We start from the raw sequence: 25,703 nt of genomic DNA on the forward strand, positions 1-25,703 counted from the left end.
GGCGTGCGCCTGCGGCGGTGCGGCGCGGACGCGGTCCTGGTCGAACTCGACTCGCTGACCGAGGTCGCCGCCGCGCGCGCCGTGCTGTCCGGTCTGCCGGACGTGGTCGACGTGGTCCCCGCCGCGCGCACGGTGCTGGCGTCGTTTCCCCTCGGAGCGGGTGCGATCAGGCTGGTCCGGGCCGCGTTGGAGGGTGCCGACCTGTCGGTGGCCCCGGCGGTCGAGATCCGGACCCTGGTCATCCCGTCGGTGTACGACGGACCTGATCTGGAGTTGGTGGCCGCGACGGCGGGTCTGGCCGTGGACGATGTGATCGCGATGCACTCCGGGGCGGACTACACGGTCGCGTTCTGTGGGTTCTCGCCCGGATTCGCCTACCTCACCGGTCTCCCCGAGCCGCTGCGCCAGCCCCGTCTGGACACCCCGCGCACGCGGGTCCCCGTCGGGTCGATCGGCGTGGCCGGGGAGTTCACCGGCGTGTACCCGCGGCCGTCGCCGGGAGGCTGGCGCCTGCTGGGGCGCCTGGCCAACGACGCCGAACCGCTGTTCGACCCCGACCGCACCCCCGCCGCGCTGCTCGCCCCCGGCGACCGGGTCCGCTTCGAGCCGCTGTCATGAAGGCCGTCACCGTGATCGCCACGGGTCCGCTCGCGTTGATCGAGGACCTCGGCCGCCCTGGTCACGCCCACCTCGGCGTGCCCCCGTCCGGCGCGGTGGATCAGCCGTCCATGCGGCTCGCCAATCGGCTTGTCGGCAATGCCGAGGGAGCCGCGGGGATCGAGTCGGTGCTGGGTGGACTGGCGCTACGGGCCGAGGTGTCGTGCACGGTGGCGGTCACCGGGCCGAGCGTGCCGGTGACGGTGGCCGGGCGCGAGGCCGACTCCCACACGCCGCTGCACGTCGGGGCGGGCGAGGTCGTGGCGATCGGGTCGCCGCGGGCCGGGTTGCGGTGCTACGTGGCGGTGTCCGGGGGCATCGCGGTGCCGCCGCGGCTCGGGTCGCGGTCGACCGACGTGCTGTCGGGCATCGGGCCCGCACCGCTGCGGGCGGGCGACGTGCTGCCGCTGGGCGTCCCGGCCGGGCCGCCGGTGGGCGAGGACGCGGTGCCGCCGCCGAGCCCGGCCGACCAGCTGACGATCCCGATCCGACTCGGCCCGCGCGAGGACTGGTTCGACGATCCCGTCGCCCAGTTCGCCCGGCTGACCTGGGCGGTGTCGCCGGAGAGCAATCGGGTCGGGCTGCGCCTGCTGGGCGAGCCGCTGACCCGCGCCGCGGAGTTCGCGGGGCGGGAGCTGACCAGCGAGGGTGTGGTGACCGGGGCGGTGCAGGTGCCCGCGAGCGGTCGTCCGGTGATCTTCCTGGCCGACCACCCGACCACAGGGGGTTACCCGGTCGTCGGCGTGGTCGATCGGCTCGCCGAGCTGGCCCAGGCCCGCCCTGGCACCCAGATCCGTTTCCGCCCACAGCCGTTCGCCGACGCCTAGCTCATCGTTCAACAATCCTACGTTCCAACAATCCCCTTGTTGAAACGTAGGATTGTTCGACAATCAGGCGTACTCGGACTCGTAGAGCGCGGACAGCTCGCGGTGCAGCGCCGCCGAGTCGGGCATGGTCACGCCGTCGAGGACCCGGACGCGGGTGATCTTGCGGACGCTGGAGGCGAGGAACAGGCCCTCGGCGCCGTCCAAGTCGTCGCGGCCGATCGGTTCGACCTTCGTCGTCCAGCCCGCCTGCTCGGCCGCGCGGAACAGCGCGCCCTGGGTCGTGCCGGGCAACACGCCGCTGGTCGGCGGGGTCGTGCGCATCGTGGTGCCCTCGACCAGCACGACCGTCGACGTCGGCCCCTCCAGCACCGAGCCGTCGGCGGCCACGAAGATCGCCTCGTCCGCGCCGTGGGCCTCGACGTAGCGCATGGCCGCCATGTTCACCGCGTAGGACAGCGTCTTCGCGCCGAGCAACAGCCACGGCGCGCGCTCCACGATCGCCGGGTCGAACCCGCGGTCCAGGCTCAGCGCCGTGACCCCCTCGACCCGGTTGACCAGCGTCTTCGCCCCGATCGGCAGGCCGAGCGCGTACGCGGTCGGGGTGCCGTCACCGAACTCGGGGCCGCGGGTGTGGACGAGCTTGAGCGCCATCTCACCCGGCGAGTTCCACGCGTCGATCACCACCCGGGTGACCCGCTCCCACGCCGCCCGGTCCAGCGGCGGCAGGTCGAGCATCGCCGCCGAGCGGGCCATCCGGTCGAGGTGGGAACCGAGCTCACGCGGCCGCCCGTCGACCACGAGCACCGTCTCGAACACCCCGTCGCCACGGAGAAGGCCGAGGTCGTCGGCCCGAACGAGCGGGCCGTCGGCGTCGGCGAGGGTTCCGTCAAGCATCGCCAACACACGCATGCGCGCACCCTACGCCTGCGAGGGAATAGCATCGGCGGGGTGGAGACGCTGCGGACGCGCGAGGAACTCCGGTCGACGCTGCACGAGCGCGGGATGCGAATGACCCCGCAGCGGCAGCTGGTACTCGACGCCCTTGTCGAACTCGAACACGCCACCCCCGAGCAGGTCTGCCAGCGGGTGCGGCTGACCACGCCCTCGGTCAACATCACCACCATCTACCGGACCCTGGAGCTGCTGGAGAGCCTCGACCTGGTCCACCACACCCACCTCGGCCACGGCGCGCCCAGCTACTCCGTCCACGAGCACAAGCACGTCCACCTCGTCTGCCACCGCTGCGGCCGGGTCGACGAGGTGGAGCGCACGGTGATGGACGAGGTGTCCGGAACATTGCGGGCCACCCACGGGTTCGTACTCGACGCAAGCCATCTCGCCCTGTCCGGCACCTGCCGCACCTGCTCCCAGGAGACCCCGTGACCACTCGCTCACCCATCCTCGACCTGCCGGGTGCGATCCCGCCGCCGGACGAGTCGGTGGACGCAGGGGTCGCGTGGCACTTCGGCGACCCGTTCGCCGAGCAGCGGGCCGCCGCGCGCAAGGTCGCCGTGGTCGACCGGTCGCACCGCGAGGTGGTCGCCGTGCCCGGCGACGAGCGGCTGAGCTGGCTGCACCTGGTCATCTCCCAGCACGTCACCGGCCTGGCGGAGGGCGCGGGCACCGAGGCGCTCATCCTCGACAGCCAGGGCCGGGTCGACGCGCACATGGTGCTCGCCCACGCCGACGGCACCGTCTGGCTCGACACCGAGCGCGGCGCGGTCGCCACGGGCGCGCGCGGCGGGCAGGTCCCGCTGCTGGAGTACCTGGCGCAGATGGTCTTCTGGTCCAAGGTCGAGCCGCGCGACGCCACCGCCGAGCGGGCCGTCCTGTCGCTGGTCGGCCCCGAGACCCCGCAGCTGCTGGCCGCTGTCGGACTCCCGGTCCCCGACGGCGACTACGCCGTGGCGGCAGGCTCCGACGTCATCGTCCGACGGATGCCGTGGCCCGGCCACGACGCCGCCGACCTGCTGGTGCCCCGCGCCGAGCTGGTCGGCTGGTGGACCAAGCTGACCGACGCGGGCGCCCGCCGGATGGGCAGCTGGGGCTTCGAGGCACTGCGCGTCGAGTCGGCCCGGCCGCGGCTGGGCGTCGACACCGACGAGAAGACGATCCCGCACGAGGTCAACTGGGTCCCGTCAGCCGCGCACGTGGCCAAAGGCTGCTACCGCGGCCAGGAGACGGTGTCCAAGGTCCACAACGTCGGCCGCCCGCCGCGCCGGATGCTGCTGCTGCACCTCGACGGCAGCTCCGACGGCCTGCCCGACACCGGCGCGCCCGTGCTGCTCGGCGAGCGCGTCGTCGGCCGGGTCGGCACGGTCGCCCAGCACCACGAGCTGGGTCCGATCGCGCTGGCGCTGATCAAGCGGTCGGTCGGCGCGGACGCCGAACTCGTCGCGGGCGAGGGCGACGAGAAGACCCAGGCGTCGGTCGATCCTGACTCGATCCCGCCGGACACCCCGGCGTTGGGCCGTATCGCCGCCCAAGGACTCCGGTCGTAGGACCTAGTATCGGCGCCATGTCGAACTCCTCGGGCACGTTGATCACGGTCGCCCCCACCGGAGCCGAGCACACCAAAGCGGACGTGCCGAACCTGCCGGTCACCCTGGACGAGCTGGTCACCACGGCGCGCGACTGCGAGCGCGTCGGCGCCGCCATGATCCACATCCACATCCGCGGCGACGACCACAAGCCGTCGTTGGACCCTCAGCGGCTCAAAGACACCGTCGACGCGGTTCGGGAGAACACCCGGCTGATCGTGCAGCTGTCCACCGGCGGCGCGGTGACCGACCCGGAGGAGCACCGGCTGGGCGTGCTCGACGCGATGCCCGACTCGGCGTCGTGCTCGATGGGCACGGTCAACTTCGGCGACGACGTGTTCCTCAACCGCTGGGAGTTCATCGTCGAGCTGCACAAGCGGATGCAGGAGCGGGGCATCGTCCCGGAGTACGAGATCTTCGACCTCGGCCACCTGACCTCGCTGCGCAGGCTGCTCGACCAGCACGGCCTGCCCGCGGGCGGCCACGTGCACCTCGACCTGGTGATGGGCGTCCCCGGTGGCATGCCGGGCGACACCGAGACGCTGGCCGCGGCGCTGCGGCTGATCCCCGAAGGCGCGACGTTCTCGGCGACCGGCGTCGGCCGGACCACGCTGCCGGTACTGTTCGCCGCGTTGTCCGCGGGTGGGCACGTCCGGGTGGGGATGGAGGACACCATCTCCTACGCCAAGGGCGAGCGGGTCAAGGACAACGCCCAGCTCGTGGCCAGGGCCTCGGGTCTGGCCCGGATCGCGCAGCGGCCGCCGATCGGGCCGGACGAGGCACGGGTACTGCTGGGAGTAACGAGCTAGTCGAAGATATGGCGGTCGGCCGGCAGATATCGGAGGATGTCCGCGTGATCGAAGTCCGCCCTGGTGGGCGCAGGCGCATCGACCGGGTGCTGTCACCGGACTATGTCGACAATCTCGACCAGCTCGACCTCGCCGAGGTCCGCGCCCGGCGCGACGACGCCGCGCAGGAGGAGACCGACCTGTCCTACCTGCGCAGACTCCTGCACGGCCGGATCGACATCGTCAAGGCCGAGCAGAAGCGCCGGGCCACCGGCGGCTCCCAGTCCGTGGTCGACCAACTCGCCGCGATCCTCGCCGACAACGCGGTCGGCCCGGCGATGGGCTCCGGCCGCCACCAGATGATGGAGCCCTCCCGCGCCGAGGCCCACCGCAGGCACGTCGAGGCCCTGGTCTCCGACGCCGACCTGACCGACGTCGGCTCGCTGCCCGACGACCGGCTCGCGCTGGCCCTGCACACGTATCAGGCGGAGGAGGAGTCGGTCTCCCAGCGCCGCCGCGAGGTGCAGGTGGTCATGGATTTGCTCAACGACCAGATCGGCAGCCGCTACCGGGCGGGCAGTGCCTCGGTCGACGACCTGCTCGCCGCCGAGCGGGCGAAGAGAGAGCCACACTGAACCCCGTATTGGTCGAAGTCCTCCGCTCCGGATTCGTGGAGTCCGTACACCGCGGCTCCGTCGTCGTGCTCGCCCCGGACGGCACCATCCGGCTCGCGCTCGGCGAGGTCAACGAGCCGGTGTTCACCCGGTCGTGCAACAAGCCGCTGCAGGCCCTCGGCCTCCTGCGCGCGGGCCTCGACCTCCCCGACGACGCCGACTTGGCGGTGGGCTGCGCGTCGCACAGCGGCGAGGCCGAGCATGTCGAGCAAGTGCTCGGGATTCTCGGCAAGAACGGGCTCACCGAGACCGACCTGGGCTGCCCCCCGGACTGGCCGCTCAACAAGGCCAGCAGGCACCGGGTCATCGCCAGCGGCGGCGGCAAGCGCGCGGCGGCGATGAACTGCTCCGGCAAGCACGCGGCGATGCTGGCCACGGCTGTGCAGCAGGGCTGGGACGTGCGGGACTATCTGAGTCCAGACCACCCGGCACAGACCGCGATCGCCGAGACCGTCACCGAGATGACCGGCGAACACATCACCACAATCGGCGTCGACGGCTGCGGAGCGCCGCTGTTCGCACTGACCCTGTCGGGGCTGGCGACCGGCTACACCCGACTGGTCTTGGCCGAACCCGGCACCCGGCGTCGCCGCGTCGCCGACGCCATGCGGCACCATCCGTATCTGGTGGGTGGCACCGATCGGGACGACACCGAGCTGATGCAGGCCATTCCCGGTGTGTTGGTCAAGGGCGGGGCTGAGGGCGTGCACGGGATGGTGCTTGCCGATGGCACCGCGGTCGCGATGAAGATCGACGACGGTTCACCTCGACCTCGCACGCCGATCTTGGTTGGCGTACTCCGCGCCTTGGGCTACGACGCTCCGGCCTTGGCAGACATGGCAGAACGGGATGTCCTCGGCGGCGGCGTCCCCGTCGGCGCCGCTCGCCTACGCGACGGCCTGCTGGACGACCTCGTCTAGCAGGCCTGTTGGGTTCGCTCACCCACCGACGAGAACTTCATCGCCGTGTTCTCCTTCGGCTTCGATCAATGCGTCCATCTCGCGCAATGCGCCGGTGCCAAGTTCCACGAACCTTCGTAGCGCGTCCCCATCGAACACGAACTCGAAGTCGTCGCGGGCACCACCGAACACGAAAACGACGTAATCGCCGTCGTGGACCCGAGACTGCATCGAACACCCTCGCCGGACGGCAACCCACGTGCCCACTTTCAGTTGTTCCATGATCTACAACCTCCGAAAGGTTCCAAGTCGTCTTCTCGCCACTTGCCCGAACGACCGATATGGATGAACCATAACTGGAAGCCTTCCATCTCGCATGTCGTCCACCTGAGGGAACTGCGCGAGTAGGTGAAGCGACCGGCAGACTGGGACATCACGAGCGGGGAGGTTTTTGTTGAGCAGCACGGTCAGTCCGGTCCAGAGCAGGCGATTGGCACGCACGTTGCGGCGCTGGCGCGAACGCGCCGGATACTCGGTGGAACGAGCGGCGGACGAGCTGCTCTGCGGTTCGGGCACCGTCTCCCGCATGGAGACAGGTGGCAGCGCCGAACCCCTGCGTGTCAAAGCCGCCCTTGAGCTGTACGGCGCACCTGGGCACGTGATCGCCGACATGGTTGAAGCCGCCAAACAACGCCGACGGCGCGGCGTGCTGCGCCGCCCGTACTACGACTTCGTGTCCCACACCTTCGCCGAGTACCTCGACCTGGAGAACGAAGCCGCCGAACTGTCCTGCTTCCAGAGCGACATCGTCCACGGCCTACTCCAGACTCCGTCCTACGCACGCGCGCTGATCAACAGCGGAGGCGAGGTCATTGACGCCGCGGACATGGACAAGTTTCTCGCCCTGCGCATGGAGCGCCAGCAACGCCTGACCGGGGACAACCCGCTGGTGCTGCGCGTCATACTCGTTGAAGCGGCGCTCTACACCGAGGTCGGCGGCAAGGCTGTTCTCAATGACCAGCTCCGGCACCTCATCGACGTCTCGGAGTCGGCGGCCAACGTTGAAGTTCGTGTACTTCCCTTCACCGCGGGCGGCCATCCCGCCGTGGGTTGCAACTTCACAGTCGTCGCATTCCCTGGCATCGACGAAGCCGAGCCAGAAGTGATCTACACCGAGAACGTCGTCAACTTCGTCCTGCAGGACGACGCCGCTGAAGTCGTCCGCTTCCAGCGCATCTATGATCAGGTATGGGGGATGACGCTCTCCCCTACCGCGTCGGCCGAACTGATCCGACGCGCGATCTCCAAGCTCCACTCCCGAGGAGGGGACCCGCAATGATCAATGAAACCCTCTCCCACGCGCGGTGGCGGAAGAGTTCCAAGTCGCAACCCAACGGCTCTTGCGTCGAACTGGCAACCGACGGCACGACGTGGGGTGCGATACGCGACAGCAAGCACCCCAATGGCGTGCCGGTCCTGCTTCCGGTCAACGCACTCACGACGCTCATCCGAACTGCTCCCAAACTGGGCGTCGAATAGCCCCGAGGCTCCCGCCACGTCAGGAGTCCTGACGTCGCAGCCCGCCCGGCCAGTCTATCGGCGATGCCGGCGGAAGCGGCCCGTTGTGTACAGGATGTGGATAACTGCCATCAACTGTGCACAACTGCGGTTCTGCCTGTGGACAACCGCCAGCGCCCTGTGGGCAACCTCAGTTGAAGCGCTCCCGTACGGCCAAGGCGGCCCAGAAGTCGCGCAGGCGGCCGAAGCGTTCGGCGACCTGGGCCGCGTCTGAGGATTCGAGCGCGTCGAGGATGGCGTTGACGTCCTCCGCCGAGGAGTCTTCGACCAGTTCCTCGTCATCGAGTAGTTGGACCAGGCCGCCGTAGTCGAGTTCCACGGCTGAGCCGGGGGCGAAATTCTCCAGCCAGCGGGCCGTGTCGATCAGGACCTTGGTGGGGCCCGCGTCGCCGAAGGTGGATTCGGCCAGGTCTCGGGCGCGTTCCACGCGGCGGCGGGCGTCGCCGAGGGAGACGCGCCAGTAGACCTGGCGGCGGGGGTCGTCGCGGGGGGCGATGACGACGTGGCGGTGGGCGGGTTCGACCAGGGCGAACCAGGGCAAGGGGACAGTCCACGTGGTCGACACGACATGCACGGCGCCGTTGGGCAGTTCGTTGAGGACCGTCGTGGCGCGGGCGCGGATGACCTCCGGCGGGACGCTCAGCGCCGCCGTGCGCAGGGTCGGGGTGGAGGTGGCCAGGAAGCCCACGAGGGCGGCCGCGGAGCGGGCGCGCACGTCCAAGGGGCAGACCAGCGGGCCGGGGCCGACTTGGGACCGCTCGCAGTGCACCGACGCCGGGTCGATCACCAGGACGTCGCGGACCGAGCTGGGGGCTGGTCGGCCGTCGGTCAGTTCGCCCGGCAGGGTCGCCTTGGCGCGCTGTGACTTGAGCCACACCTCACGTTCGCGGATGCCTGCCTCGGCGTGGTCGACCGCACCGTCCTCGACGACCGCGCGGAGCAGATCGCCTAGGGATCCACCGAAAGAGGACAACGGTTCGTACACCCGGAGGTAGGCGACGAACGGACGAGGCACCCGCCCATGCTGTCACGTCACTACAGGGTCGACGCCCTCGGGCGCGCTTCGACACGATGTCGGGTTATGCACACCATGCCGCGTCGCATCGAACCCCTCTGACACGGTACGGTAGTTAGCAGGAATCAACTGTCGACATCTACGGGGCCGCCGTTCCCCCGGCCGCCCCGTCACTGTGCGAGGGGGTCGAGCCATGGGGCGCGGCCGAGCTAAGGCCAAGCAGACGAAGGTGGCCCGGGAGCTCAAGTACAGCTCACACGCCACGGACTTCGACGCCCTGCAGCGTGAGCTGTCGGGCGGCAAAGACGACGGTCACGAGACCCGTGACCAATTCGACGACTCGTCCGACGACGAGTACGACGAATATCGGCGATGACTCAGGGTCCGTCACCAGTTGACGGACCCACACACTCGCCGCACTCCCCCTCTTCCAACCCGTGAAGGCCGCCCCTTGTCTTGGAGCGGCCTTCACGGTCCGACCCGGGGCCTCGACACCCAGCTTCTCTTTGGCGTGCCCTCAGTACTGCACGCGGCGGTACTGGGCAGGCACCGGCGTCCGCGCACCCAGCTCGGTCGCCGCGCGCAGTGGCCAGTACGGGTCACGCAATAGCTCGCGGCCTAGCAGCACCAGGTCCGCGGCACCGTCGGCGACGATCTGTTCGGCCTGACGCGCCTCGGTGATCTCGCCGACCGCGGCGGTCGGCACGTCGGCCTTGCGCCGGACCGCCTCCGCGAACGGCACCTGATAGCCCGGCCCCGTCTCGATGCTCGCGTGCGGCACGTTGCCGCCGCTGGACACGTCGATCAGGTCCGCGCCCGCCGCGGCCAGCGCGCGGGCGATCTCCACGCTGTCGTCGACAGTCAGCCCGCCCTCGGTCCAGTCCGACGCCGAGATCCGGACGAACACCGGCACCTCCACCGCCGCCCGAACCGCCGCGACGACCTCCAGCGCGAACCGCAGCCGCCCCTCGGCCGAGCCGCCGTACGCGTCGGTCCGGGTGTTGGACAGCGGCGACAGGAACTCGTGCAGCAGGTACCCGTGCGCGGCGTGCACCTCGATCACCTGGAACCCGGCCTCGACCGCCCACCGCGCCGACTGAGCGAACTCGGCGACAATGTCGGCGATCCCAGCCTCGTCCAGCGCCACCGGCTCGCGATAGGCGGCGACGAAGGGCTCGGTCGTCGGACCCACCGGGGTCCACCCGCCGTCGGCGTCGGCGACGCCGCCGGACCCGGTGAACGGGCTGTAGGTCGACGCCTTGCGGCCCGCGTGGGCGAGCTGGATGCCAGGGACCGATCCCTGCGCGGCGATGAACCCGGCGATCGGCCGCCACGCGTCGCGGTGCTCGGCCGACCAGAGCCCGGTGTCCTCCGGCGAGATTCGGCCGGCCGGGTCGACCGCCGTGGCCTCGGCGATCACCAGCCCGGCCCCGCCAACGGCGCGCGAGCCCAGGTGCACCAGGTGCCAGTCGTTCGGGAGGCCGTCGCGGGCGGAGTACTGGCACATCGGGCTGACCGCGATCCGGTTCGGCAGGGTGACCGAGCGCAGGGTCAAGGGCGTGAACAGCACGAGAATCCTCCGAGCTTTGTTCGTACACTGACGAACTGTTAAGCGTCGGTGACCGGGCGTGTTGTTCCCGTCTCAGTCTATGGGAGGCGTCCGCCTGCCCCGCTTGGTCTCCGCGCGCTGCTTCTTCGCCGTGATCCGTCGTTCCTTGGCGCCCCGCGACGGCTTGGTCGCCCGACGCGCGGGCGGCGGCGGCTCGGCGGCTTGACGCAGGAGCATCGCGAGGCGCTCGCGGGCGGCCTGGCGGTTGGCCAACTGCGCGCGGTACTCGCTGGCGGCGATGGTGACGACGCCGTCGACGAGCCTGCTGCCTAGGCGGGCGAGCATTCGGACGCGCAGGTCGTCGGGGACCGAGGGGGAATGCTTGACGTCGAACGACAGCTCGACGCGGCTGTCGGCGGTGTTCACGCCCTGGCCGCCGGGACCCGACGACCGAGAGAACCGCTCACGCAGCTCGGCCGCTGGGATCACCAGCTTCGTGGACACCACCAACTCTTCGTTCACATGAGAAAGGATGCCCTACCAGCGCAATCTCTTTATGTGTGCCTGTTGGCCAACTTGCGTCTGGGGTGCCTGTTCGGGTGGTTCGCCTTGATTTGGGGCCCCTCGAATGGGCCTGCGCGGGTCTAAAAGGTGGGCCAGGTGAAGCCCACCCGCGCCGAAAGTTTAGGCCCATTCACCCCAAATCAAGGCGAACCACCCGAACAGGCCGTTGATCTTGGCCCGGTGCGTTTAGCTGGTGGTGGCGATCTTGGCCCGGTGCGTTTAGCGCCTAGAACCGCGGGTGGTCCCCAACCATGACGGCGCGCGGGGCGTCTGCGTCCTCTGCGGGGCGGATGGAGCCGAGGACCCAGGACGGGACGTGCCGAGCCGTCAGCACAGCAAGCGCCCGATCGACGTCCTCAGGGGCGACCACGGCGACCATGCCGACGCCCATGTTGAACGTCTTCTCCATCTCCGGGCGCTCCACCCGGCCGCGCTGGGCGATCAGCTGGAACACCGGCTTGGGTGACCAGGTGCCACGGTCGAGTTCGGCGTGCAGGCCGTGCGGGATGACTCGCGCCAGGTTGGCCGCGAGGCCGCCGCCGGTGATGTGGGCGAAGGTGCGGACCTCGGTCTCGGCGGCCAACGCCAAACAATCCTTGGCGTAGATCTTGGTCGGCTCCAGCATTTCCTCGCCGAGGGTGCGGCCGAATTCCTCGACGTGGCCCTCCAGCGGCATCCGGCCGATCTCCAGCAGCACGTGCCTGGCCAGCGAGTAGCCGTTGGAGTGCAGGCCGGTCGACGCCATCGCGATCAGCACGTCGCCGGGGCGGACCTTGTCCGGGCCGAGGAGCTGGTCGGCCTCGACCACGCCGACGCCCGTCGCCGACAGGTCGTAGGCGCCGTCGGCCATGAGGCCGGGGTGTTCGGCGGTCTCGCCGCCCAGCAGCGCGCAGCCTGCCTGGACGCAGCCCTCGGAGATGCCCTTGACCAGCGCGGCGATCCGGTCCGGCAGGACCTTGCCGACGGCGATGTAGTCCTGCAGGAACAGCGGCTCGGCGCCACACACGACCAGGTCGTCGACCACCATGGCGACCAGGTCGACGCCCACGGTGTCGTGGATGTCGAGGGCCTGGGCCACGGCGATCTTGGTGCCGACGCCGTCGGTGGAGGAGGCGAGGATCGGCTCCTTCCAGCGGTCGAGCTTGAGCTTGAACAGCCCCGCGAACCCGCCGATGCCGCCCATGACCTCCGGGCGGTTGGCCTTCTGCGCCCACGGCTTGAGCTTCTCGACGGCCTCGTCGCCTGCCTCGATGCTCACCCCTGCCGCGGCGTAGGTGGCGCTGGCGGTCTCGACCTTGGGCTCGTTGGTGTCAGTCATCGCTCGAATTCGGTGTCGTGGGTGGTCAGGGGCGCTGCAAAGCGTCCTCGGCACCGTACCCGGCGCTGAGAACGGGGGCCGCGCTGCCCGCGATGCCCTTCTCGATTCCCTCAAGCAGGTGCTTTCCGATACGCGCGTCGTCGGGCAGCGGGATCGGGTACTCGCCGTCGAAGCAGGCCGAGCAGAGCCGGGTCCTTGGCTGCTCGCTCGCGGCGACCAGGGCCTCCAGGGAGACGTAGCCCAGCGTGTCCGCGCCGATCGAGCGGCGGATGCCGTCGAGGTCGAGTCCGTTGGCGATCAGCTCGGCCCGGGAGGCGAAGTCGATGCCGTAGAAGCACGGCCAGCGCACGGGCGGCGAGGCGATGCGGACGTGCACCTCCAGGGCGCCCGCTTCCCGCAGCATCCGCACGAGCGCGCGCTGGGTGTTGCCGCGCACCACCGAGTCATCCACCACGACGAGCCGCTTGCCGCGGATGACGTCGCGCAGCGGGTTGAGCTTGAGCCGGATGCCGAGCTGGCGGATGGTCTGCGACGGCTGGATGAAGGTGCGCCCGACGTAGGCGTTCTTCACCAGGCCCGAGCCGTACGGGATGCCGCTGGCCTGGGCGTAGCCGATGGCGGCCGGGGTGCCGGACTCGGGCACCGGGATGACCAGGTCGGCCTCGGCGGGGAACTCGGCGGCGAGCTTGCGGCCGATCTCGACCCGGGTGGCGTGCACGCCGCGGCCCGCGATGGTGGTGTCGGGCCGGGCGAGGTAGACGTATTCGAAGAGGCAGCCCTTGGGCTCCGGGGTGGCGAACCGCGACGAGCGCAGGCCCTCGGCGTCGATGGCGATCAGCTCGCCTGGCTCGACCTCGCGGACGAACGACGCGCCCACGATGTCGAGGGCGGCGGTCTCGCTGGCCACAACCCAGCCGCGCTCCAGCCTGCCGAGGACCAGCGGGCGCACGCCGTGCGGGTCGCGGGCGGCGTAGAGGGTGGACTCGTCGGAGAAGACCAGGCAGTAGGCGCCGCGCACTTCGGGCAGCAGGCGCAGGGCGGCCTGCTCGATGCCGATGTCGGCGGCGGTGGCCGCCAGCAGCCCGGTGAGCAGGTCGGAGTCGGTGGTGGCGCCGTTGCGGGCGACCGCCTTCATCTCGACAGCCTTGTCGCGCAGTTCGGCGGTGTTGACCAGGTTGCCGTTGTGGCCAAGGGACAGGCCGCTGCCGGTGGCGGTGGTCTTGAACGTGGGCTGGGCGTTCTCCCAGGTGGTCGAGCCAGTCGTGGAGTAGCGGCAGTGGCCGACCGCGACGTGCCCGCGCAGCGAGGACAGGACTTGCTCGTCGAAGACCTGGCTCACCAGCCCGAGGTCCTTGAACACCACGATCTGCTGGCCGTCGGCCACGGAGATGCCCGCGGCCTCCTGCCCACGGTGCTGCAACGCATACAGTCCGTAATAGGTGAGTTTCGCGACTTCCTCACCCGGGGCCCAGACACCGAACACTCCGCATTCTTCGCGGGGCTCTGGTTCCGGCTGGTCGGCGTTGGGGTCGGATTCTGCAGGGCCAGTCAAGAACTGGTCGGTGACCACCGAAGCGCTCCCTGTGGACGGAGTGAGGCTGCATCATGAAGTGTAGGTGCTCTTCAGGGTGACACCGACCATCCGACCGTGGGGCGCGTCACGTGCCGCGCGTTGCCATTACCGTGTGCCGGGTGTCCGGACGAGCAGCGGTGATCGTCGCCATCGGGGTGCTCGGCGTCCTGGTGGCGGCCGGGTCGATCGTGCCCATCCCCAGCCCGGCCGAGGTGCGCGGCTGGGCGAGCGCGGCGGGCTGGGCCACGCCGGTGCTGTTCCTCGCCGTCTACTCGGTTTGCACGGTGGCGCCGATTCCGCGGACGGTGTTCAACCTGTCGGCGGGTCTGCTGCTCGGTGAGGTCGTCGGCGTGGCCGTGGCGATGCTGGCCACCGCACTCGCCGCCTGGTTCGCGTTCGCGCTGGCCAGGGGCCTGGGCAGGCGCTGGGCCGAAGCCCACCTGGAACGCGACGCGGCCCGCGCGGTCAACGCGCGGCTCACCGGCGGCGGGCTGGCCGGGGTGATCTCCCTGCGCCTGATCCCGATGATCCCGTTCGCCGCGATGAACTACTGCTGCGGGCTGTCGGCCATCCGGTTCCGGCCGTTCCTGGTCGGCACGGTCATCGGCAGCCTCCCCGGCACCGCGGCCGTCGTGATCCTCGGCGACGCGCTGACCGGCACGACACCGCCCGCGCTGCTGGCGGTTTACGCAGGGCTAGCACTGGTCGGCGGCATCGGTCTCTACGTCGTGCTGCGGGTGAGGAAACCGGACACCAAAGCCGCACCAGAGCGCCTGAGCAGCATCGGGTGAAACTGGGCGATCACGCTTTGTCTGGGGGGACGACGGCCCTAAGCTGCCTGGCGTGTGGGGTGCCCTTCCGCCCACGCTTTTTCCCCACAGGGCCGTCGTAGGGGCCCCAGACAAAGCGTGATCGCCCAGTTTCACCCGATGGTGCGGACCCTCAATCCCGAATCAAGGGCAGGTAAGCGGCCAGGTCGGCGCGCAGCCCGGACGCCGTGATCCGACCAGCCGCCACAGCGTCTTCCCAGGTCAAACGGCCAGTGGCCAACAAGAGCCACGTGCGCGGGTCGGTCTCGACAACGTTCGGCGGCGTGCCGCGGGTGTGCCGGGGACCCTCGACACACTGCACCGCGGCGAACGGCGGCACCCGCACCTCAACCGTGTGGCCGGGCGCGAGGTCCTCCAGCGTGCGCAGGCTCAGCCGGACCGCCGCGGCCACGATCGGCCGCGGCGGGTCCGGCTCGGCGAGCCAAGCCGACACGGCGGCGCGAAGCTCCACCGGATCGACAGGTTTACGTCCGGGCAAGCTCAGACCTCAGCGGCACGCTGCGCCTCAGTGAGGACTTCCTCAACCTGGTGCACGAGCTTCCGGGGATCCGCCGGGGAGATCGTCGTCCACAGCGTCCCGTCCGGCGACCCACGGCGGACCTGCACGTACCGCCCGTTGGTGGTGTCGAAGAACGACACCACCCGCGGCCCGCGGACGCGGCGGCCGAGGCGGTCGCGGGCGGCGGCGCCGAAGTTCCCGGTGCCCTGGACGTCGCCGATCATCCGGGTCAGCGCGACCGCGTCGTCGGTGCGGACACCGCGGCCGAGCAGACCGAGCTCGAAGCTCTTCTGCGTGCCGTCGCTGGCTTTGGCCGCGGCCTCGAAATCATCGGTGCGCAGGGTGACCGACTGGCCGGGACCGGCCTGCCAGTTGGGCAGACCGCCCACGGCCTCGCTCGCCAGCGCCTGCACCGTGATCCGGCGCAGGGTGATCCGGTCGTCGCTGAGCACGGCCATGGCGGCGTGGTGCTCGGTGGCGGCGGTCAGCAGGCGCACGCCGCGACCGGCGAACGCCCTGCCGTCGACCTCGCGGTCGGGGCGGGCGATGATCCCGAACAGGTGCTCGATCTCGGGGTGCACGTCGACCTTGCGGCCGAGCCCGCGCGCGTCCAGATCGGCCCAGACGCGGTCTTCGATCTGGGCGCGCTCCTCATAGGTCTTGCCCGGCGATGGCACCTTGACGATCAGCGGCATGGTGCCAGGAGACAGGTGCTCCCAGAGGACGTCGAATTCCAGGGCGGAGAGCGAGACCGGCTCGCTCTCCACCTCCACGGCTCCGAACGGCATCACTGCTGGGGGGTTTCGCCGATGACGGTCGGCGAGACCATGCGGTCGTCGCCGAACACGTCCTCGGTCTCGACCAGGTAGTCGGCGAGCTGGTACTCCTCGTCGTCCTCGCCCTGGCCGCCCCGGCCACCGGTGCCGCCCGCACCCATGCCGCCCTTGCCCGCGGCGCCGCCGCCGCGGCCGCCGGTGGCGTTGGCGCCGTGCTGGCCGAACTGCCCGGCACCCGCCGCGCCGCCCTTGCCCATGCCGCCCGCGTTGTTGCCCGCCTGGCCGACACCCTGACCCGCGCCGCCCTGACCGGGACCGCCCTGGCCGAGACCACCGGGCATCCCGGGCTTGGCGCCGGGGCCGGTGGAGGTCGGCAGCTTGGCGCCGGGACCGCCGGTGGTGGGGTTCGGCGTGTTCAGGTTGCCCTTGACCGGGAGATTGCCGCCGAAGCTCGGCGGGTTGCCGCCGGTCTGGCCGACCGGGACAGTCGGGGTGGTCGGCGTCGGGTTGGTCGGGGTGAACTGCGGCGGGGTGTAGCCGTTGGGCGTGGTGCTCGCGGGCGGGATGTAGCCGCTGGGCGTCGGCGTGCCGCCGACCGGGGTGTAGGAGACGTTGCCGCCGTTACCCGGAGCGGGCACGAAGCTCCCGTGCCCGGTGCTGGGCGGCGGGGTGTAGCCGGACGGGACCGTGGTGGACCCGTTGTGGCTGGTGCCGCTGAAGTTCGAGGTGAAGCCGCCGATGGCGCCGCCGGGCTGGGTCGCGGGCGCCGGGGTGGCCACCACGACGTCCGGCGGCGGCACGAAGGTGCCGAGCGTGTTGCGGTTGAACTCGCTGCTGGACTGGTAGGAGTCCATCGTGTCGACGGCCTTCTGCGCGGCCGCGTCCTGCTTGGCTTCCTGCGCCTCGTGGTCCATCGCCTGGCCTGCCACGATCGCGGCCGGGCCGGGGTTGCCGGTGAGCAGCGCGGCGCCCGCGGCGGCCATCTGCCAGCCGGAGGGCTGCGGCGTGGTCACCGGGACCGGCTCGGGCATCTCGGCCCTGGCGCGGGAGACGATGTCGGCCTGGTACTCGGTGGACGCGCGCATGCCCGACGCGCCGGACTCGGCGTCGGTGGCCCACTGCTGCAGCGGGGTGAGCCCGGCGTTGGCGCTCTCGCCCGCCGCGCCCTCCCACGCGGTGTTGAGCTCGGAGAGCTTGCGGCTGAGGTCGCCATCGATCTCGGCGAGCTCGCTCTGCAGCTTCTCCCAGTACGCGGTCTGCGGTGTCGAAGCGGCCGCACCGGGGCCGCTGTTGATCATTTCGTGCAGCGTCGGGTGGTCGTACCCCCGCCAGCGGTGCATACCCATTCGGATCACCCTCGGTCGTAAAGCGGAAAGTCTGGTGGCCTACGCGCCCTGGTCGTGCGTTCCCCAGCGGGCGGTGTTCTCGCCTTCGACCTGGACATAGGCGTCATAGGCCTTCTGCAGCGAGTCGATGGCGTTCGCTAGCTGCTTCTCGTAGCCGCGCAGGCAGGCGATCGCCGAGTCCGCCGCGCCGCTGTTGCTGCGTTCGGTGAACTGCTCGGCCGTCTCGCCGCTGACCGGGTCGCCCGCCCAGCGCGGAATCTGCATGGCGTCGAGCAGGCGGACCTTCTCCTCGACCCGCAGGTGCGCGTCACGGAAGGCCGCGAGCGCGCCAGGAATGGCAGCGGGCTCGACCCTGAGCGTCTGTGTTCCGGCGTAGCTGGGCCCCACAGGTGCGGTGGTACCCCCGCCGCCATCGGCTAGAAACACCGTAGCTACTCCCTCGTCCTGTGCTTTTGCGACGACTGTATCTGTGATGCACGACGTCGCGGAACGGTTCCCGCGATATCGGGTGATTTGGTCACTAATTCTTGGACGTGCCCGTCCCCCGACCGTGACGTTATCCGGCGAGGACGACTTTCGTGCCCGATTCGGCGATCTTGCGCACCTTGGCGCACAGCTCGTCGAGCGAGGTCACGGGCTGTCGGTCCGGCGAGCCGACGAGGAGCTGGAAGAACATCATCTGGCCGTCGTTGACATCGACCACGGCGAAGCACGACACCGTCTTCTTGGTGTGGACGAGGGCGGCCGGATATCCCTCGACAGTGAACGGGGTAACCGTGCCCACGATGCCGTCGGTCCATTCGTCGAGCCCCTGGCTCACCACGGTCTCGACGCCGACGGTGAGGTTGGCCTTGAAGCCGACCACGGTGCACCCCTTGGAACCGGGGAAGGACCCCGAGTCACTCGCGCGGCCGTCGACCTCCGGGTTGATCCCGAACTCCGGCGCCTTGACCACGGCGGCCACCTGACACGGCTGGACCGCGCTGATGTCCTTGTTCGCCGGGCGTGCCTTGGTGGGTTTGGCCGTGGTCTTCTTCGTTGTGCTGGTCGGTTCGGAAGCGCTGGTGGTCGGCTGCGGCACCGGGGTCGGCGTCGGGTCGATGGTCGTGCATGCCGTCACTGCGAGCGCCGTCAGCGCGAGCGCTGCGAGGCGTGGTGCGAGGGTCCCCATGCACCGGACGGTACCGAAACGTGACCAACCGTGACCCGGGAACCTACGATGAGCCGCATGGAGGAGCCGGAGATCACCCTCGACATGCGCGCGGGCGCGCGGTCGAACCCGAACAGCTGGCTTTACGTGATCGATCCCGCCTTCGGGCCGGACGAGGACGTCCCGCCGTGGGGGGTGGTGGGCGCCTACCCGGTCGACGAGCACGGCGAGATCGGCGACGCCTTCCGCCGCAACGACGACTACCGCCCGTCGCCGACCGCCCTGCGGCTGCCGGTGCCGTCCAACCCGCTGGAGAAGCTGCTCCAGCTCATCCACACCCGCCACCGCGACCAGCGTGACCTGCTGCCCGCCGTGCTGGACTCGACGCTGTTGCTCTACGCGGGCTCGCCCGACGACCGCGGGGTCACCGGCTTCCCCAACCACGACGGCACCGTCATGGTCCCGGCCTGCACGTCGGCGGCGCACGTGCCGACCCAGTGGCCGGGCTGGCGGGAGGTCACGGGGCGCGAACTCGTCGGCCTGCTCTATGGGCACCCGCTGGTGGTGAACCCGGCGGGTCCGATCACCGCCCTGGTGCCTGCGGCTCACCTACGTGCGGCAGCCGACCGGACCTGACCGGATTCAGGTGAGCCAGCGCTCGATCTCCTCTGGGGGACCGGGTTTGGCGAACAGCCAGCCTTGAGCGCTGTCGCAGCCGATGGCGCGCAGCCGCTCTGCCTGCTCCGGGTCCTCCACGCCCTCGGCGACCACGTTGTGCCCCAAGGCATGCGCCAGTTCCACCAGCGTGGCCACGATCCGCGCGTCGGCCGGGTCGGCGTCGGGGGTGTCGCGCAGGCCCTCCATGAAGGTTCCAGCGAGCTTGATCGCGTGCACCGGCAGGTGCCGCAGGTAGGCCAGGTTCGAGTAGCCGGTGCCGAAGTCGTCGATCGCGATGCGGACGCCGAGGTCGGCCAGTTCCCGCAGCGCCTTGAGGGAGGCGCCCGCGCTGCCCATGATGGCGGACTCGGTCAGTTCCAATTGGACACTCGATGGGGGCAGCCGGGCGGCGCGCAGGATGGTGGTGACGTCGGCGACGAGGGTGGGTTCCTCGGTCTGGCGGGCGGCGAGGTTGACGCTCATCCACGGCGCCCGGTCGCCGTAGGCGTCGCGCCAGCGGCGGGCCTGCCGGGTGGCCTCCCGCAGCACCCACCGGCCCAGCGGGACGATCAGCCCGGTCTCCTCCGCCAGCCCAATGAACTGGTCGGGCCCGAGCCTGCCGAACTCGGGGTGGGCCCAGCGCACCAGCGCCTCGACGCCGACGAGCCTGCCGTCGGACAGCCGCACGATCGGCTGATAGTCCACATAGAACTCATCGCTCTCGACCGCCGCGGGCATCCGCGCGGCCAGGGTGAAGCGGGCGACCTCGCGGGCGTTGCGCTCGGAATCGTAGACGGCCCAACGGTTCTTGCCGTCACCCTTGGCCCAGTAGAGCGTGACGTCGGCGTCGCGCATCGTCTCGGCGGGGGTCGCGGTGGTGACGGCGCGGTCGACCAGGCCGATGCTCGCCGACACCGTCAGCCGGTGGCCGCCGATGCGCACCGGCTCGGACAGTGCGGTCAGGATCCGCTCGGCCAGGTCGACCATCTGGTCGACGCCCGCGCAGTGCTCGACCAGGACCACGAACTCGTCGCCGCCCATCCTGGACACCATCCGGTCGGCCCCCGACACCATCCGGTCGAGCCGGGCGGCGACCGCGATGAGCAGTTGGTCGCCGATGTCGTGGCCAAGACTGTCGTTGATGACCTTGAACCCGTCGAGGTCGAGGTAGCACAGGCCGACCCGGTGTTCACCGCCGAGCGCGAAGGCGGCGTTGAGCCGCTCGGTGAACAGCGCGCGGTTTCCCAATCCGGTCAGCGGATCGTGGTTGGCCTGATGGCGCAGGCGCTGTTCCAGGGTGTGGCGGTCGGTGATGTCCTCGACCATGCCGACGACGAAGTTCGGGGCCCCGTCGCCGTCGCGCACCAGCGTGACCGACAGGTCTGTCCATAGTGGAGTTCCGTCGACCTTGCGCAGCATCCGTTCCATCCGGTAGCTGTCGCGCTCCCCGGCCAGCATCTCCTTGAGCGGGGCCCGCATCGCCGCCGGTTCGTCGGGGAACCGCAGTTGGTCGATGTGCAGACCTGCCATGTCTTTCACGTCGTAGCCGAACATGCGCGCGCACGCCGCGTTGACCTCGGTCAGCGTGCCGTACCGGTCGGCGATTCCGATGCCAACGGCGCTCTGGGTGAACATCGCGCGAAACCGCGCCTCACTGGCCAGCAGCGCGTTCTCGGCGCCGCGGCGGGCGTCGAAGGCGGCCCGGCGGATCTCCTCCTGGTCGTGGAAGATCTTCTGGCGCATGGCGGTGGCGAAGCCCGCGGCGAAGGCGGCCTGCACGGCCGGGATCCGGCCCGTGTTCGCGCGCCCGGCGAGCCTGGGCAGGCCGTCGCCGATGAGCTGGATCGAGGCGGAGAGGGTCTGCGGGTAGGTCAGGCCGAGTTCGACGAGGGTCCCGCCGATGCGGGCGACGGGCCCGGGATCGAACTGCTCGGCGGCGAGGGCGGCCAGCAGGATCTCGGCGTACTTGCCGACGTTCTCCACCAGGGTTCGACGGTCCATCGCGACATAGCCCGAGGCGGCCAGGGCCGTCGCCCACTGCTCCGCGAACGCCTCCCGCTCGCCCGGTGCGCAGTCCACCCCGTCACCCCTCCGTCTCTCCACGGACAGTTTCCCCTGTTAAACGGCGGGTAGCCACCCCGGGATGCGTGTGGTGAATCATTCACATGAAGCCATCATGATGCGGTAATTGTTCGTTCGCGGCTTGGTGCTCGGTCAGTTCCGTGGCCCGTCACCATGGCACTAAGTTGACCCGCGATGAACTCGACAGTGTTTGTGATCGCGGGCCTGGTCGCCCTGGTGGCGGGTCTCGCCGTGTTCGCCGTTTCCCGGCTCGCCGTGAAGCGCGGCAAGTCCGGCTGGTGGCTGGCGGGGACCGTGCTGGTGTCGGCGGGACTGCTCGCGCTGGTCACCGGCTGGCTGATGAGCGAGCCCAATCCCAATCGCGGCGAAGCGCTCAAGACCGGCGGTCTCGCGGCAGGATCGGTCGTGGCGCTCTACGCGCTCTGGCTCAACGACCGGCGGCGACGCGTCGAGGAGGAGCGGCAGGTCATCGAACGGAGCAAGCAAGAGCTGGAGATGGCGCGCAGCGACCACGACCGCGAGCGGGTCGCCGACGAACGCTTCGCCCGGGCCGTCGAGCTGCTCGGCAACGACGCCGACCAGGTCCGCGTCGGCGCGATGCACGCGCTGAGCAACCTGGCGCGCAACCGACCGTACTACTCCCAGACCGTGCTCGACGTCGTCTGCTCGTATCTGCGGATGCCGTTCGACCGGGAGACCGTGGACATGCGGGAGCTGCAGGTCCGGCGGACCGCGCAGCGGGTGATCCAGGACCTGCTCCCGGAGAAGGGCTCGGCCGACCCGGTCCGCTACAACCTCGACCTGACCGGTGCCGACCTGGAGTACTTCGACATCTCCGAGCGGGTCGTGGGCACGCTGGTGCTGCGGTTCGCCCAACTGCACAACTCGAACTCGATCTGGGGCTCGGAGATTCTGGGCAGCGCGTGGTTCACCGGCGCGGTCAGCCACGGGATCCTGCACGCCCACCACATCGTCTTCCACCGCAAGGCGTGGTTCTCCGGCTTCACCGCGCTGGGTCCGGTCAACCTCACCGAGACCAAGTTCCTCGGCCCGACCAAGTTCGACCGCGCCCGCTTCGCCGAGCCGCCGGACGTAGACGCCGAACTGCTCGCGACTTAGGGGAACCGTTAACCGGGCGCCATCGTCTACCCATCTCGTATGGTGCGGTGACGACCCGACCCCTGGGGGTAGCGGCATGGCGTTCTACGGGGACCCCGACGAGCTCGACCGGCTCGCGGGCAAGATCGAACAGCGCGCCGACGACGTGCGCAAACACGGCGCGGACATGGACGTGCAGGCCGCGGCGATGCGGTGGAAGTCCATCGCGGCCGACCGCTGCCGCGAGACCATCACCGGCGACCGCGAGTCCCTCGACGGCACGGCGGGCAAGCTCGACGAGGCGGCCGCCGCACTGCGCCGCCACGCCCAGGAGCTGCGCGAGCTGCTCGCGGCGATCAAGCGGATCGCCGAGGCCGTGGTCGGCTGGTTCAACGACGCCATCGACCGGTTCAACCGGGCACTGGAGAGCTTCAAGAACATGGTCAGCGACATGGTCGACACCGTCACGGGTGTGTTCGGCGGCGGCGGCGACGCCCCGCAGGCGCCCCGGCCGCCGTGGGAGGGCTGGCGCTACCAGCCGGACAACCTTCCGCCCGCGGGCGACAAGCAGTGGCTTGAGGTCGGCACCTTCATGCGGGCACAGGGGGTCGCGTGATGCCCGCCACCGCTGTTCCCGCCGCGCACCGGCTCACGCTGACCGCGGCGGAGTACACCTACCTGGTCGGCAGGCTCAGGGTGAGCCCGCCGCCGGGCTGGGAGCCCGCGCCCGATCTGGAGGCCGACCTCGACGCCCTGGTGCGCAAGGGCGTGCTCAAGGGCTCGGGTGACCTGCTCAAGGTCCACCCGTCGATCGAGACGAACCTGCGGGTGCTCGCCGGTCCGCAGATCATGTTCGACACCACCGCCACGGCAGGCGCCCGCGGCTCCCGCAGCCTGCACGCGCTGGCCGGGGCGCTCGGCGCGTCGCTGTTCCTGCTGCCCGACGCGGGTGTCGAGCTGTCGATGTTCGCCGCGGTCGACCTCGGCCGCGAGCTGGTCCGGGCGGTGCCCGCCGAGACCGAGGGCGGCATCGGCTCGATGCTCGACGACCCCGACGAGGCCGAGCCGCCGCGCGGGTCGGTCCCACTGGTCGCCCTGCACGAGCTGGGAGTGGCCGATCTGCTGCGCGAGGCCGACCCGGAGGCACCCGCGTATGTGCTGGCGGAGCTGAAGCTGCCCGCCGACCAGGCGGCGTTCGCCCGCGATGTCGTGCGGCGCACCGACGGGATGCTGAACACGCTGGTCACCGCGCTGGTCGGCGACGGCGTGCGGACCGCGCAGGTGACCTGGCTGCACACCGACGCGGGCTGGGTCGGCGTCCGGCCGGGCGCGCGCAGAATGGTCGACCTTGAACCGGTCGAGCGGACCGACCTCGGGGTCTGGGTGGCCCCCTTCGTGGCGGAGGCGCTGGCGTGACCGACACCGGACCTGGCGTCACCAACATCACCGTCGGCGGCGGCGCGGGCGGCACGGACGCGCACTACGAGGACCTGGCCGCCATGGGCGTGCTCACCGACGACGTCGCGGGCTCGACCCTGACGATCGCGATGAGCAGCCACAAGTACCTGGTCGACCCGGACGTGCTGGCCTCCGGCCTGCTCAACCCCGGCGGCGTGGCCCGCTTCGAGATGTCCATGCTGGGCGCGCTCGACGGCCCCAGCGGCCTGACCGCGACGTCGGCGGCGATCGGCCTGCGCGGCCTGGCGCTGCGCGCGGCCAACGAGGCCTACCAGGTCGTCGACGACCTCAACGCCAAGGCGCTGGAGGCTGGGCGCTGGCTGATGGGCGCTGCCGTCGCGGTCAACCCGGCCCTCGGTGTCGCGGGTGCGGGCGCCATCGCCGCGGACGTGTACCTCAACTACGACGGCGACTGGCAGAAGTGGCTGGTCGACCACCCCGGCATGATCGACACGATCCTCGGCATGTCCCCTGGCGCGCTGAGCGCTCTCGGCCTGCCGACGGACCTCGCGACGCTGACGAACCTGATCGCGGCCGCGTATCCGGACGGCGAGCCCAACACGTTCCCCGGCCCGAACGACCCGGCGCAGATGGACACCACGGAGATCGGCACGACGCCGCCGAACGGGCTCGGTGACCTGATCAACGGGCTCGACCACCGCAACAACGACGACGACAGCAACGTCTCGGTCACCGCGGTCCGCGACGCCAACGGCAACATCACCGGCTACGTCGTGGACATCCCAGGCACCAAGGAATGGAACGCGCCCTGGGACCAGTCGGCGCACAGCGCCAACGACCTCGGCACCAACGTCGACGCGATGGCGGGCAACGAGACGGTGCTGCAGAAGGGGATCGAGGAGGCGCTGGCGCGGGCGGGCGTGCGGCCGGGCGACCCGGTCATGCTGGTGGGCCACAGCCAGGGCGGGATGGTCGCGGCGCGGGCGGCGAACGACTTCGTCAACAGCGGGCAGTACAACGTCACGCACGTGATCACGGCTGGTTCGCCGGTCGGCGGGATGCCGGTGCCGAACGGGGTGCAGATGCTGTCGCTGGAGAACAACGGCGACGTGGTGCCCCACCTGGACGCCAAGGAGAACCCGGACCAGCACAACCGGACCACGGTGAGGTTCGACAACCAGAGCGGCACCGCTGGCGGCAACCACGCCATCGGCGGCAACTACACCGAGGCGGCCCGGCAGCTGGACGGCAGCCAGGATCCTTCGGTGACGCGGTTCCGGGACAGCATGGGCGACTTCACCGGGGGAAGCTCGGCGGAGACCTACGAGTACAAGGTGACGCGCAAGTGAGGAAACTGTTCGCCGCGGCCGCGCTGGTCTTGGCGCTCGCCGGGTGCACCACGCACGACAACCGGGTCGACGCCTTGGGCGACAAGATCGTCACCGAGTTGGAGAAGCGGCCGGAGGTCTCCGACGCGTCCTATGTGTACAAAAGCGGGTTGGACCAGGGCGAACATCTGATCGTCAAGGCCACCGTGAAACAGGGGGAGGACAGCGCGGCGAAGGACCTGGCCGAGTTCGTGATCAAGGAGACGTGGTTGGCGCCGTCGGCGTTGCATGACGTCAAAGCCGAGATCATGAACAGCGCGGGGACCAGCATCGCGACCGACAAGCTGCCGCTGCCGTTCAGCCCGGCGGCGAAGGCGGCCAACAAGGACCGCTACGCCGAGCTGGAGTCCAAGTACGGCCCTCGCCCGGAGAAATAGTTCAACAATCCTACATTTGAACGCTTCTACATGCGAACAATCCCCTTGTTGAACAATCTTAGAATTGTTCAACAAGGGGATTGTCGGATTGTAGGACGA

The 25,703-nt window shown here is 70.3% G+C and carries 30 protein-coding genes; 17 read left to right on the plus strand and 13 right to left on the minus strand.

What is annotated here, in order from left to right; translation table 11 throughout:
- Positions 1-3 precede the first annotated feature (3 nt).
- Together BN1701_RS25190 and BN1701_RS25195 are read left to right on the plus strand one after the other, a co-directional pair.
- Positions 4-618, plus strand: a complete 615-nt coding sequence (locus BN1701_RS25190) for an allophanate hydrolase subunit 1 (protein ID WP_054052824.1) — start codon at positions 4-6, stop codon at positions 616-618.
- Positions 615-1,484, plus strand: a complete 870-nt coding sequence (locus BN1701_RS25195) for a biotin-dependent carboxyltransferase family protein (RefSeq protein WP_054052827.1) — start codon at positions 615-617, stop codon at positions 1,482-1,484. Before BN1701_RS25190 ends, BN1701_RS25195 begins: the two co-directional genes overlap by 4 nt.
- A gap of 63 nt (positions 1,485-1,547) precedes the next feature.
- Here BN1701_RS25195 and BN1701_RS25200 read toward each other — a convergent pair whose 3' ends face one another.
- Positions 1,548-2,393, minus strand: a complete 846-nt coding sequence (locus BN1701_RS25200; protein WP_054052829.1) for an aminodeoxychorismate lyase — start codon at positions 2,391-2,393, stop codon at positions 1,548-1,550.
- A 93-nt stretch (positions 2,394-2,486) separates the two neighbouring features.
- Here BN1701_RS25200 and BN1701_RS25205 point away from each other — a divergent pair, with 93 nt between their 5' ends.
- Genes BN1701_RS25205 through BN1701_RS25225 form a run of 5 tightly spaced genes read left to right on the plus strand, consistent with a single transcriptional unit; the run spans position 2,487 to position 6,406 of the window.
- Entirely contained in the window at positions 2,487-2,867 is a 381-nt protein-coding gene (locus BN1701_RS25205; RefSeq protein ID WP_054056118.1) for a Fur family transcriptional regulator, read from the plus strand.
- Complete coding sequence (locus tag BN1701_RS25210) at positions 2,864-3,985, plus strand: folate-binding protein YgfZ (protein WP_054052831.1); 1,122 nt, start codon at positions 2,864-2,866, stop codon at positions 3,983-3,985. Before BN1701_RS25205 ends, BN1701_RS25210 begins: the two co-directional genes overlap by 4 nt.
- A gap of 17 nt (positions 3,986-4,002) precedes the next feature.
- Positions 4,003-4,833, plus strand: a complete 831-nt coding sequence (locus BN1701_RS25215) for a 3-keto-5-aminohexanoate cleavage protein (RefSeq protein ID WP_054052833.1) — start codon at positions 4,003-4,005, stop codon at positions 4,831-4,833.
- Positions 4,834-4,877: 44 nt separating this feature from the next.
- Positions 4,878-5,447: a hypothetical protein gene (locus BN1701_RS25220; RefSeq protein ID WP_054056119.1), complete on the plus strand. Its 570-nt coding sequence runs from the start codon at positions 4,878-4,880 to the stop codon at positions 5,445-5,447.
- 8 nt (positions 5,448-5,455) lie between these two features.
- Positions 5,456-6,406 (plus strand): asparaginase, encoded by a 951-nt coding sequence (locus BN1701_RS25225; RefSeq protein ID WP_369800614.1) that lies wholly within the window; start codon positions 5,456-5,458, stop codon positions 6,404-6,406.
- A gap of 18 nt (positions 6,407-6,424) precedes the next feature.
- Here BN1701_RS25225 and BN1701_RS25230 read toward each other — a convergent pair whose 3' ends face one another.
- Entirely contained in the window at positions 6,425-6,667 is a 243-nt protein-coding gene (locus BN1701_RS25230; RefSeq protein WP_157368213.1) for a hypothetical protein, read from the minus strand.
- 172 nt (positions 6,668-6,839) lie between these two features.
- Here BN1701_RS25230 and BN1701_RS25235 point away from each other — a divergent pair, with 172 nt between their 5' ends.
- Both BN1701_RS25235 and BN1701_RS25240 read left to right on the plus strand, forming a co-directional pair.
- Positions 6,840-7,724 (plus strand): helix-turn-helix transcriptional regulator, encoded by an 885-nt coding sequence (locus BN1701_RS25235; protein ID WP_172803314.1) that lies wholly within the window; start codon positions 6,840-6,842, stop codon positions 7,722-7,724.
- Entirely contained in the window at positions 7,721-7,924 is a 204-nt protein-coding gene (locus BN1701_RS25240; RefSeq protein ID WP_054052842.1) for a DUF397 domain-containing protein, read from the plus strand. The genes BN1701_RS25235 and BN1701_RS25240 overlap by 4 nt, the downstream gene beginning before the upstream one ends.
- Before the next feature lie 169 nt (positions 7,925-8,093).
- On the opposite strand, the gene BN1701_RS25245 is transcribed toward BN1701_RS25240, so the two are convergent.
- Positions 8,094-8,978, minus strand: coding sequence for a hypothetical protein (locus tag BN1701_RS25245; RefSeq protein WP_054052844.1), 885 nt, complete (start codon positions 8,976-8,978; stop codon positions 8,094-8,096).
- Between the two features lie 193 nt (positions 8,979-9,171).
- Here BN1701_RS25245 and BN1701_RS25250 point away from each other — a divergent pair, with 193 nt between their 5' ends.
- Positions 9,172-9,354, plus strand: a complete 183-nt coding sequence (locus BN1701_RS25250) for a DUF3073 domain-containing protein (protein WP_054052846.1) — start codon at positions 9,172-9,174, stop codon at positions 9,352-9,354.
- A 141-nt stretch (positions 9,355-9,495) separates the two neighbouring features.
- Here the strand turns inward: BN1701_RS25250 and BN1701_RS25255 are convergent, their stop codons facing one another.
- From BN1701_RS25255 to purF, 4 genes are all read right to left on the minus strand, one after another.
- Positions 9,496-10,554 (minus strand): NADH:flavin oxidoreductase/NADH oxidase, encoded by a 1,059-nt coding sequence (locus tag BN1701_RS25255; protein ID WP_054052848.1) that lies wholly within the window; start codon positions 10,552-10,554, stop codon positions 9,496-9,498.
- A gap of 66 nt (positions 10,555-10,620) precedes the next feature.
- Positions 10,621-11,049 carry an alternative ribosome rescue aminoacyl-tRNA hydrolase ArfB gene (gene arfB / locus BN1701_RS25260; protein WP_054052850.1) on the minus strand — a complete coding sequence of 143 codons (429 nt, stop codon included), beginning with the start codon at positions 11,047-11,049 and terminating at the stop codon, positions 10,621-10,623.
- Positions 11,050-11,317: 268 nt separating this feature from the next.
- Positions 11,318-12,409 carry a phosphoribosylformylglycinamidine cyclo-ligase gene (gene purM, locus BN1701_RS25265; RefSeq protein ID WP_054052852.1) on the minus strand — a complete coding sequence of 364 codons (1,092 nt, stop codon included), beginning with the start codon at positions 12,407-12,409 and terminating at the stop codon, positions 11,318-11,320.
- A gap of 25 nt (positions 12,410-12,434) precedes the next feature.
- Positions 12,435-13,979: an amidophosphoribosyltransferase gene (gene purF, locus BN1701_RS25270; RefSeq protein WP_054052854.1), complete on the minus strand. Its 1,545-nt coding sequence runs from the start codon at positions 13,977-13,979 to the stop codon at positions 12,435-12,437.
- A 122-nt stretch (positions 13,980-14,101) separates the two neighbouring features.
- Here purF and BN1701_RS25275 point away from each other — a divergent pair, with 122 nt between their 5' ends.
- Positions 14,102-14,773, plus strand: coding sequence for a TVP38/TMEM64 family protein (locus BN1701_RS25275; RefSeq protein ID WP_054052856.1), 672 nt, complete (start codon positions 14,102-14,104; stop codon positions 14,771-14,773).
- 151 nt (positions 14,774-14,924) lie between these two features.
- On the opposite strand, the gene BN1701_RS25280 is transcribed toward BN1701_RS25275, so the two are convergent.
- From BN1701_RS25280 to BN1701_RS25300, 5 genes are all read right to left on the minus strand, one after another.
- A complete protein-coding gene (locus tag BN1701_RS25280; protein ID WP_054052858.1) occupies positions 14,925-15,290 on the minus strand; it encodes a sterol carrier family protein in 366 nt (121 codons plus the stop codon).
- Between the two features lie 2 nt (positions 15,291-15,292).
- A complete protein-coding gene (locus BN1701_RS25285; protein WP_054056120.1) occupies positions 15,293-16,099 on the minus strand; it encodes an ESX secretion-associated protein EspG in 807 nt (268 codons plus the stop codon).
- Positions 16,099-17,433 (minus strand): PPE domain-containing protein, encoded by a 1,335-nt coding sequence (locus BN1701_RS25290; protein WP_082860046.1) that lies wholly within the window; start codon positions 17,431-17,433, stop codon positions 16,099-16,101. The genes BN1701_RS25285 and BN1701_RS25290 overlap by 1 nt, the downstream gene beginning before the upstream one ends.
- Positions 17,434-17,472: 39 nt before the next feature.
- Positions 17,473-17,820, minus strand: a complete 348-nt coding sequence (locus tag BN1701_RS25295; protein ID WP_054052862.1) for a hypothetical protein — start codon at positions 17,818-17,820, stop codon at positions 17,473-17,475.
- A 169-nt stretch (positions 17,821-17,989) separates the two neighbouring features.
- A complete protein-coding gene (locus tag BN1701_RS25300) occupies positions 17,990-18,604 on the minus strand; it encodes a DUF3558 family protein (protein WP_054052864.1) in 615 nt (204 codons plus the stop codon).
- Between the two features lie 57 nt (positions 18,605-18,661).
- Between BN1701_RS25300 and BN1701_RS25305 the strand changes: the two genes are divergently transcribed.
- Complete coding sequence (locus BN1701_RS25305; protein WP_231949701.1) at positions 18,662-19,219, plus strand: type VII secretion system-associated protein; 558 nt, start codon at positions 18,662-18,664, stop codon at positions 19,217-19,219.
- A 6-nt stretch (positions 19,220-19,225) separates the two neighbouring features.
- Here the strand turns inward: BN1701_RS25305 and BN1701_RS25310 are convergent, their stop codons facing one another.
- Positions 19,226-21,319, minus strand: a complete 2,094-nt coding sequence (locus tag BN1701_RS25310; protein WP_231949702.1) for a bifunctional diguanylate cyclase/phosphodiesterase — start codon at positions 21,317-21,319, stop codon at positions 19,226-19,228.
- A 177-nt stretch (positions 21,320-21,496) separates the two neighbouring features.
- Here BN1701_RS25310 and BN1701_RS25315 point away from each other — a divergent pair, with 177 nt between their 5' ends.
- The 5 genes from BN1701_RS25315 to BN1701_RS25335 all read left to right on the plus strand — a co-directional run bounded on the left by BN1701_RS25315 (position 21,497) and on the right by BN1701_RS25335 (position 25,604).
- Entirely contained in the window at positions 21,497-22,441 is a 945-nt protein-coding gene (locus tag BN1701_RS25315) for a hypothetical protein (RefSeq protein WP_157368214.1), read from the plus strand.
- A gap of 76 nt (positions 22,442-22,517) precedes the next feature.
- Positions 22,518-23,036 (plus strand): WXG100 family type VII secretion target, encoded by a 519-nt coding sequence (locus BN1701_RS25320; RefSeq protein WP_054052873.1) that lies wholly within the window; start codon positions 22,518-22,520, stop codon positions 23,034-23,036.
- Positions 23,036-23,836: a hypothetical protein gene (locus tag BN1701_RS25325; RefSeq protein ID WP_054052875.1), complete on the plus strand. Its 801-nt coding sequence runs from the start codon at positions 23,036-23,038 to the stop codon at positions 23,834-23,836. The genes BN1701_RS25320 and BN1701_RS25325 overlap by 1 nt, the downstream gene beginning before the upstream one ends.
- Entirely contained in the window at positions 23,833-25,188 is a 1,356-nt protein-coding gene (locus BN1701_RS25330) for an alpha/beta hydrolase (RefSeq protein WP_054052877.1), read from the plus strand. The genes BN1701_RS25325 and BN1701_RS25330 overlap by 4 nt, the downstream gene beginning before the upstream one ends.
- Positions 25,185-25,604: a hypothetical protein gene (locus tag BN1701_RS25335; RefSeq protein WP_054052879.1), complete on the plus strand. Its 420-nt coding sequence runs from the start codon at positions 25,185-25,187 to the stop codon at positions 25,602-25,604. Before BN1701_RS25330 ends, BN1701_RS25335 begins: the two co-directional genes overlap by 4 nt.
- The last annotated feature ends 99 nt before the right edge of the window (positions 25,605-25,703 follow it).

It is taken from the genome of Alloactinosynnema sp. L-07 (assembly GCF_900070365.1).
In the GTDB taxonomy this organism is placed as follows: domain Bacteria; phylum Actinomycetota; class Actinomycetes; order Mycobacteriales; family Pseudonocardiaceae; genus Actinokineospora.

Bases quoted from the DNA above. Each gene is read 5' to 3' on its own strand.
- BN1701_RS25195 (WP_054052827.1), top strand. From the start codon at position 615: ATGAAGGCCGTCACCGTGATCGCCACGGGTCCGCTCGCGTTGATCGAG.
- BN1701_RS25200 (WP_054052829.1), bottom strand. From the start codon at position 2,393: ATGCGTGTGTTGGCGATGCTTGACGGAACCCTCGCCGACGCCGACGGC.
- BN1701_RS25205 (WP_054056118.1), top strand. From the start codon at position 2,487: ATGCGAATGACCCCGCAGCGGCAGCTGGTACTCGACGCCCTTGTCGAA.
- BN1701_RS25215 (WP_054052833.1), top strand. From the start codon at position 4,003: ATGTCGAACTCCTCGGGCACGTTGATCACGGTCGCCCCCACCGGAGCC.
- BN1701_RS25230 (WP_157368213.1), bottom strand. From the start codon at position 6,667: ATGGAACAACTGAAAGTGGGCACGTGGGTTGCCGTCCGGCGAGGGTGT.
- BN1701_RS25240 (WP_054052842.1), top strand. From the start codon at position 7,721: ATGATCAATGAAACCCTCTCCCACGCGCGGTGGCGGAAGAGTTCCAAG.
- BN1701_RS25250 (WP_054052846.1), top strand. From the start codon at position 9,172: ATGGGGCGCGGCCGAGCTAAGGCCAAGCAGACGAAGGTGGCCCGGGAG.
- purM (WP_054052852.1), bottom strand. From the start codon at position 12,409: ATGACTGACACCAACGAGCCCAAGGTCGAGACCGCCAGCGCCACCTAC.
- BN1701_RS25285 (WP_054056120.1), bottom strand. From the start codon at position 16,099: ATGCCGTTCGGAGCCGTGGAGGTGGAGAGCGAGCCGGTCTCGCTCTCC.
- BN1701_RS25290 (WP_082860046.1), bottom strand. From the start codon at position 17,433: ATGGGTATGCACCGCTGGCGGGGGTACGACCACCCGACGCTGCACGAA.
- BN1701_RS25300 (WP_054052864.1), bottom strand. From the start codon at position 18,604: ATGGGGACCCTCGCACCACGCCTCGCAGCGCTCGCGCTGACGGCGCTC.
- BN1701_RS25305 (WP_231949701.1), top strand. From the start codon at position 18,662: ATGGAGGAGCCGGAGATCACCCTCGACATGCGCGCGGGCGCGCGGTCG.
- BN1701_RS25315 (WP_157368214.1), top strand. From the start codon at position 21,497: ATGAACTCGACAGTGTTTGTGATCGCGGGCCTGGTCGCCCTGGTGGCG.
- BN1701_RS25320 (WP_054052873.1), top strand. From the start codon at position 22,518: ATGGCGTTCTACGGGGACCCCGACGAGCTCGACCGGCTCGCGGGCAAG.
- BN1701_RS25325 (WP_054052875.1), top strand. From the start codon at position 23,036: ATGCCCGCCACCGCTGTTCCCGCCGCGCACCGGCTCACGCTGACCGCG.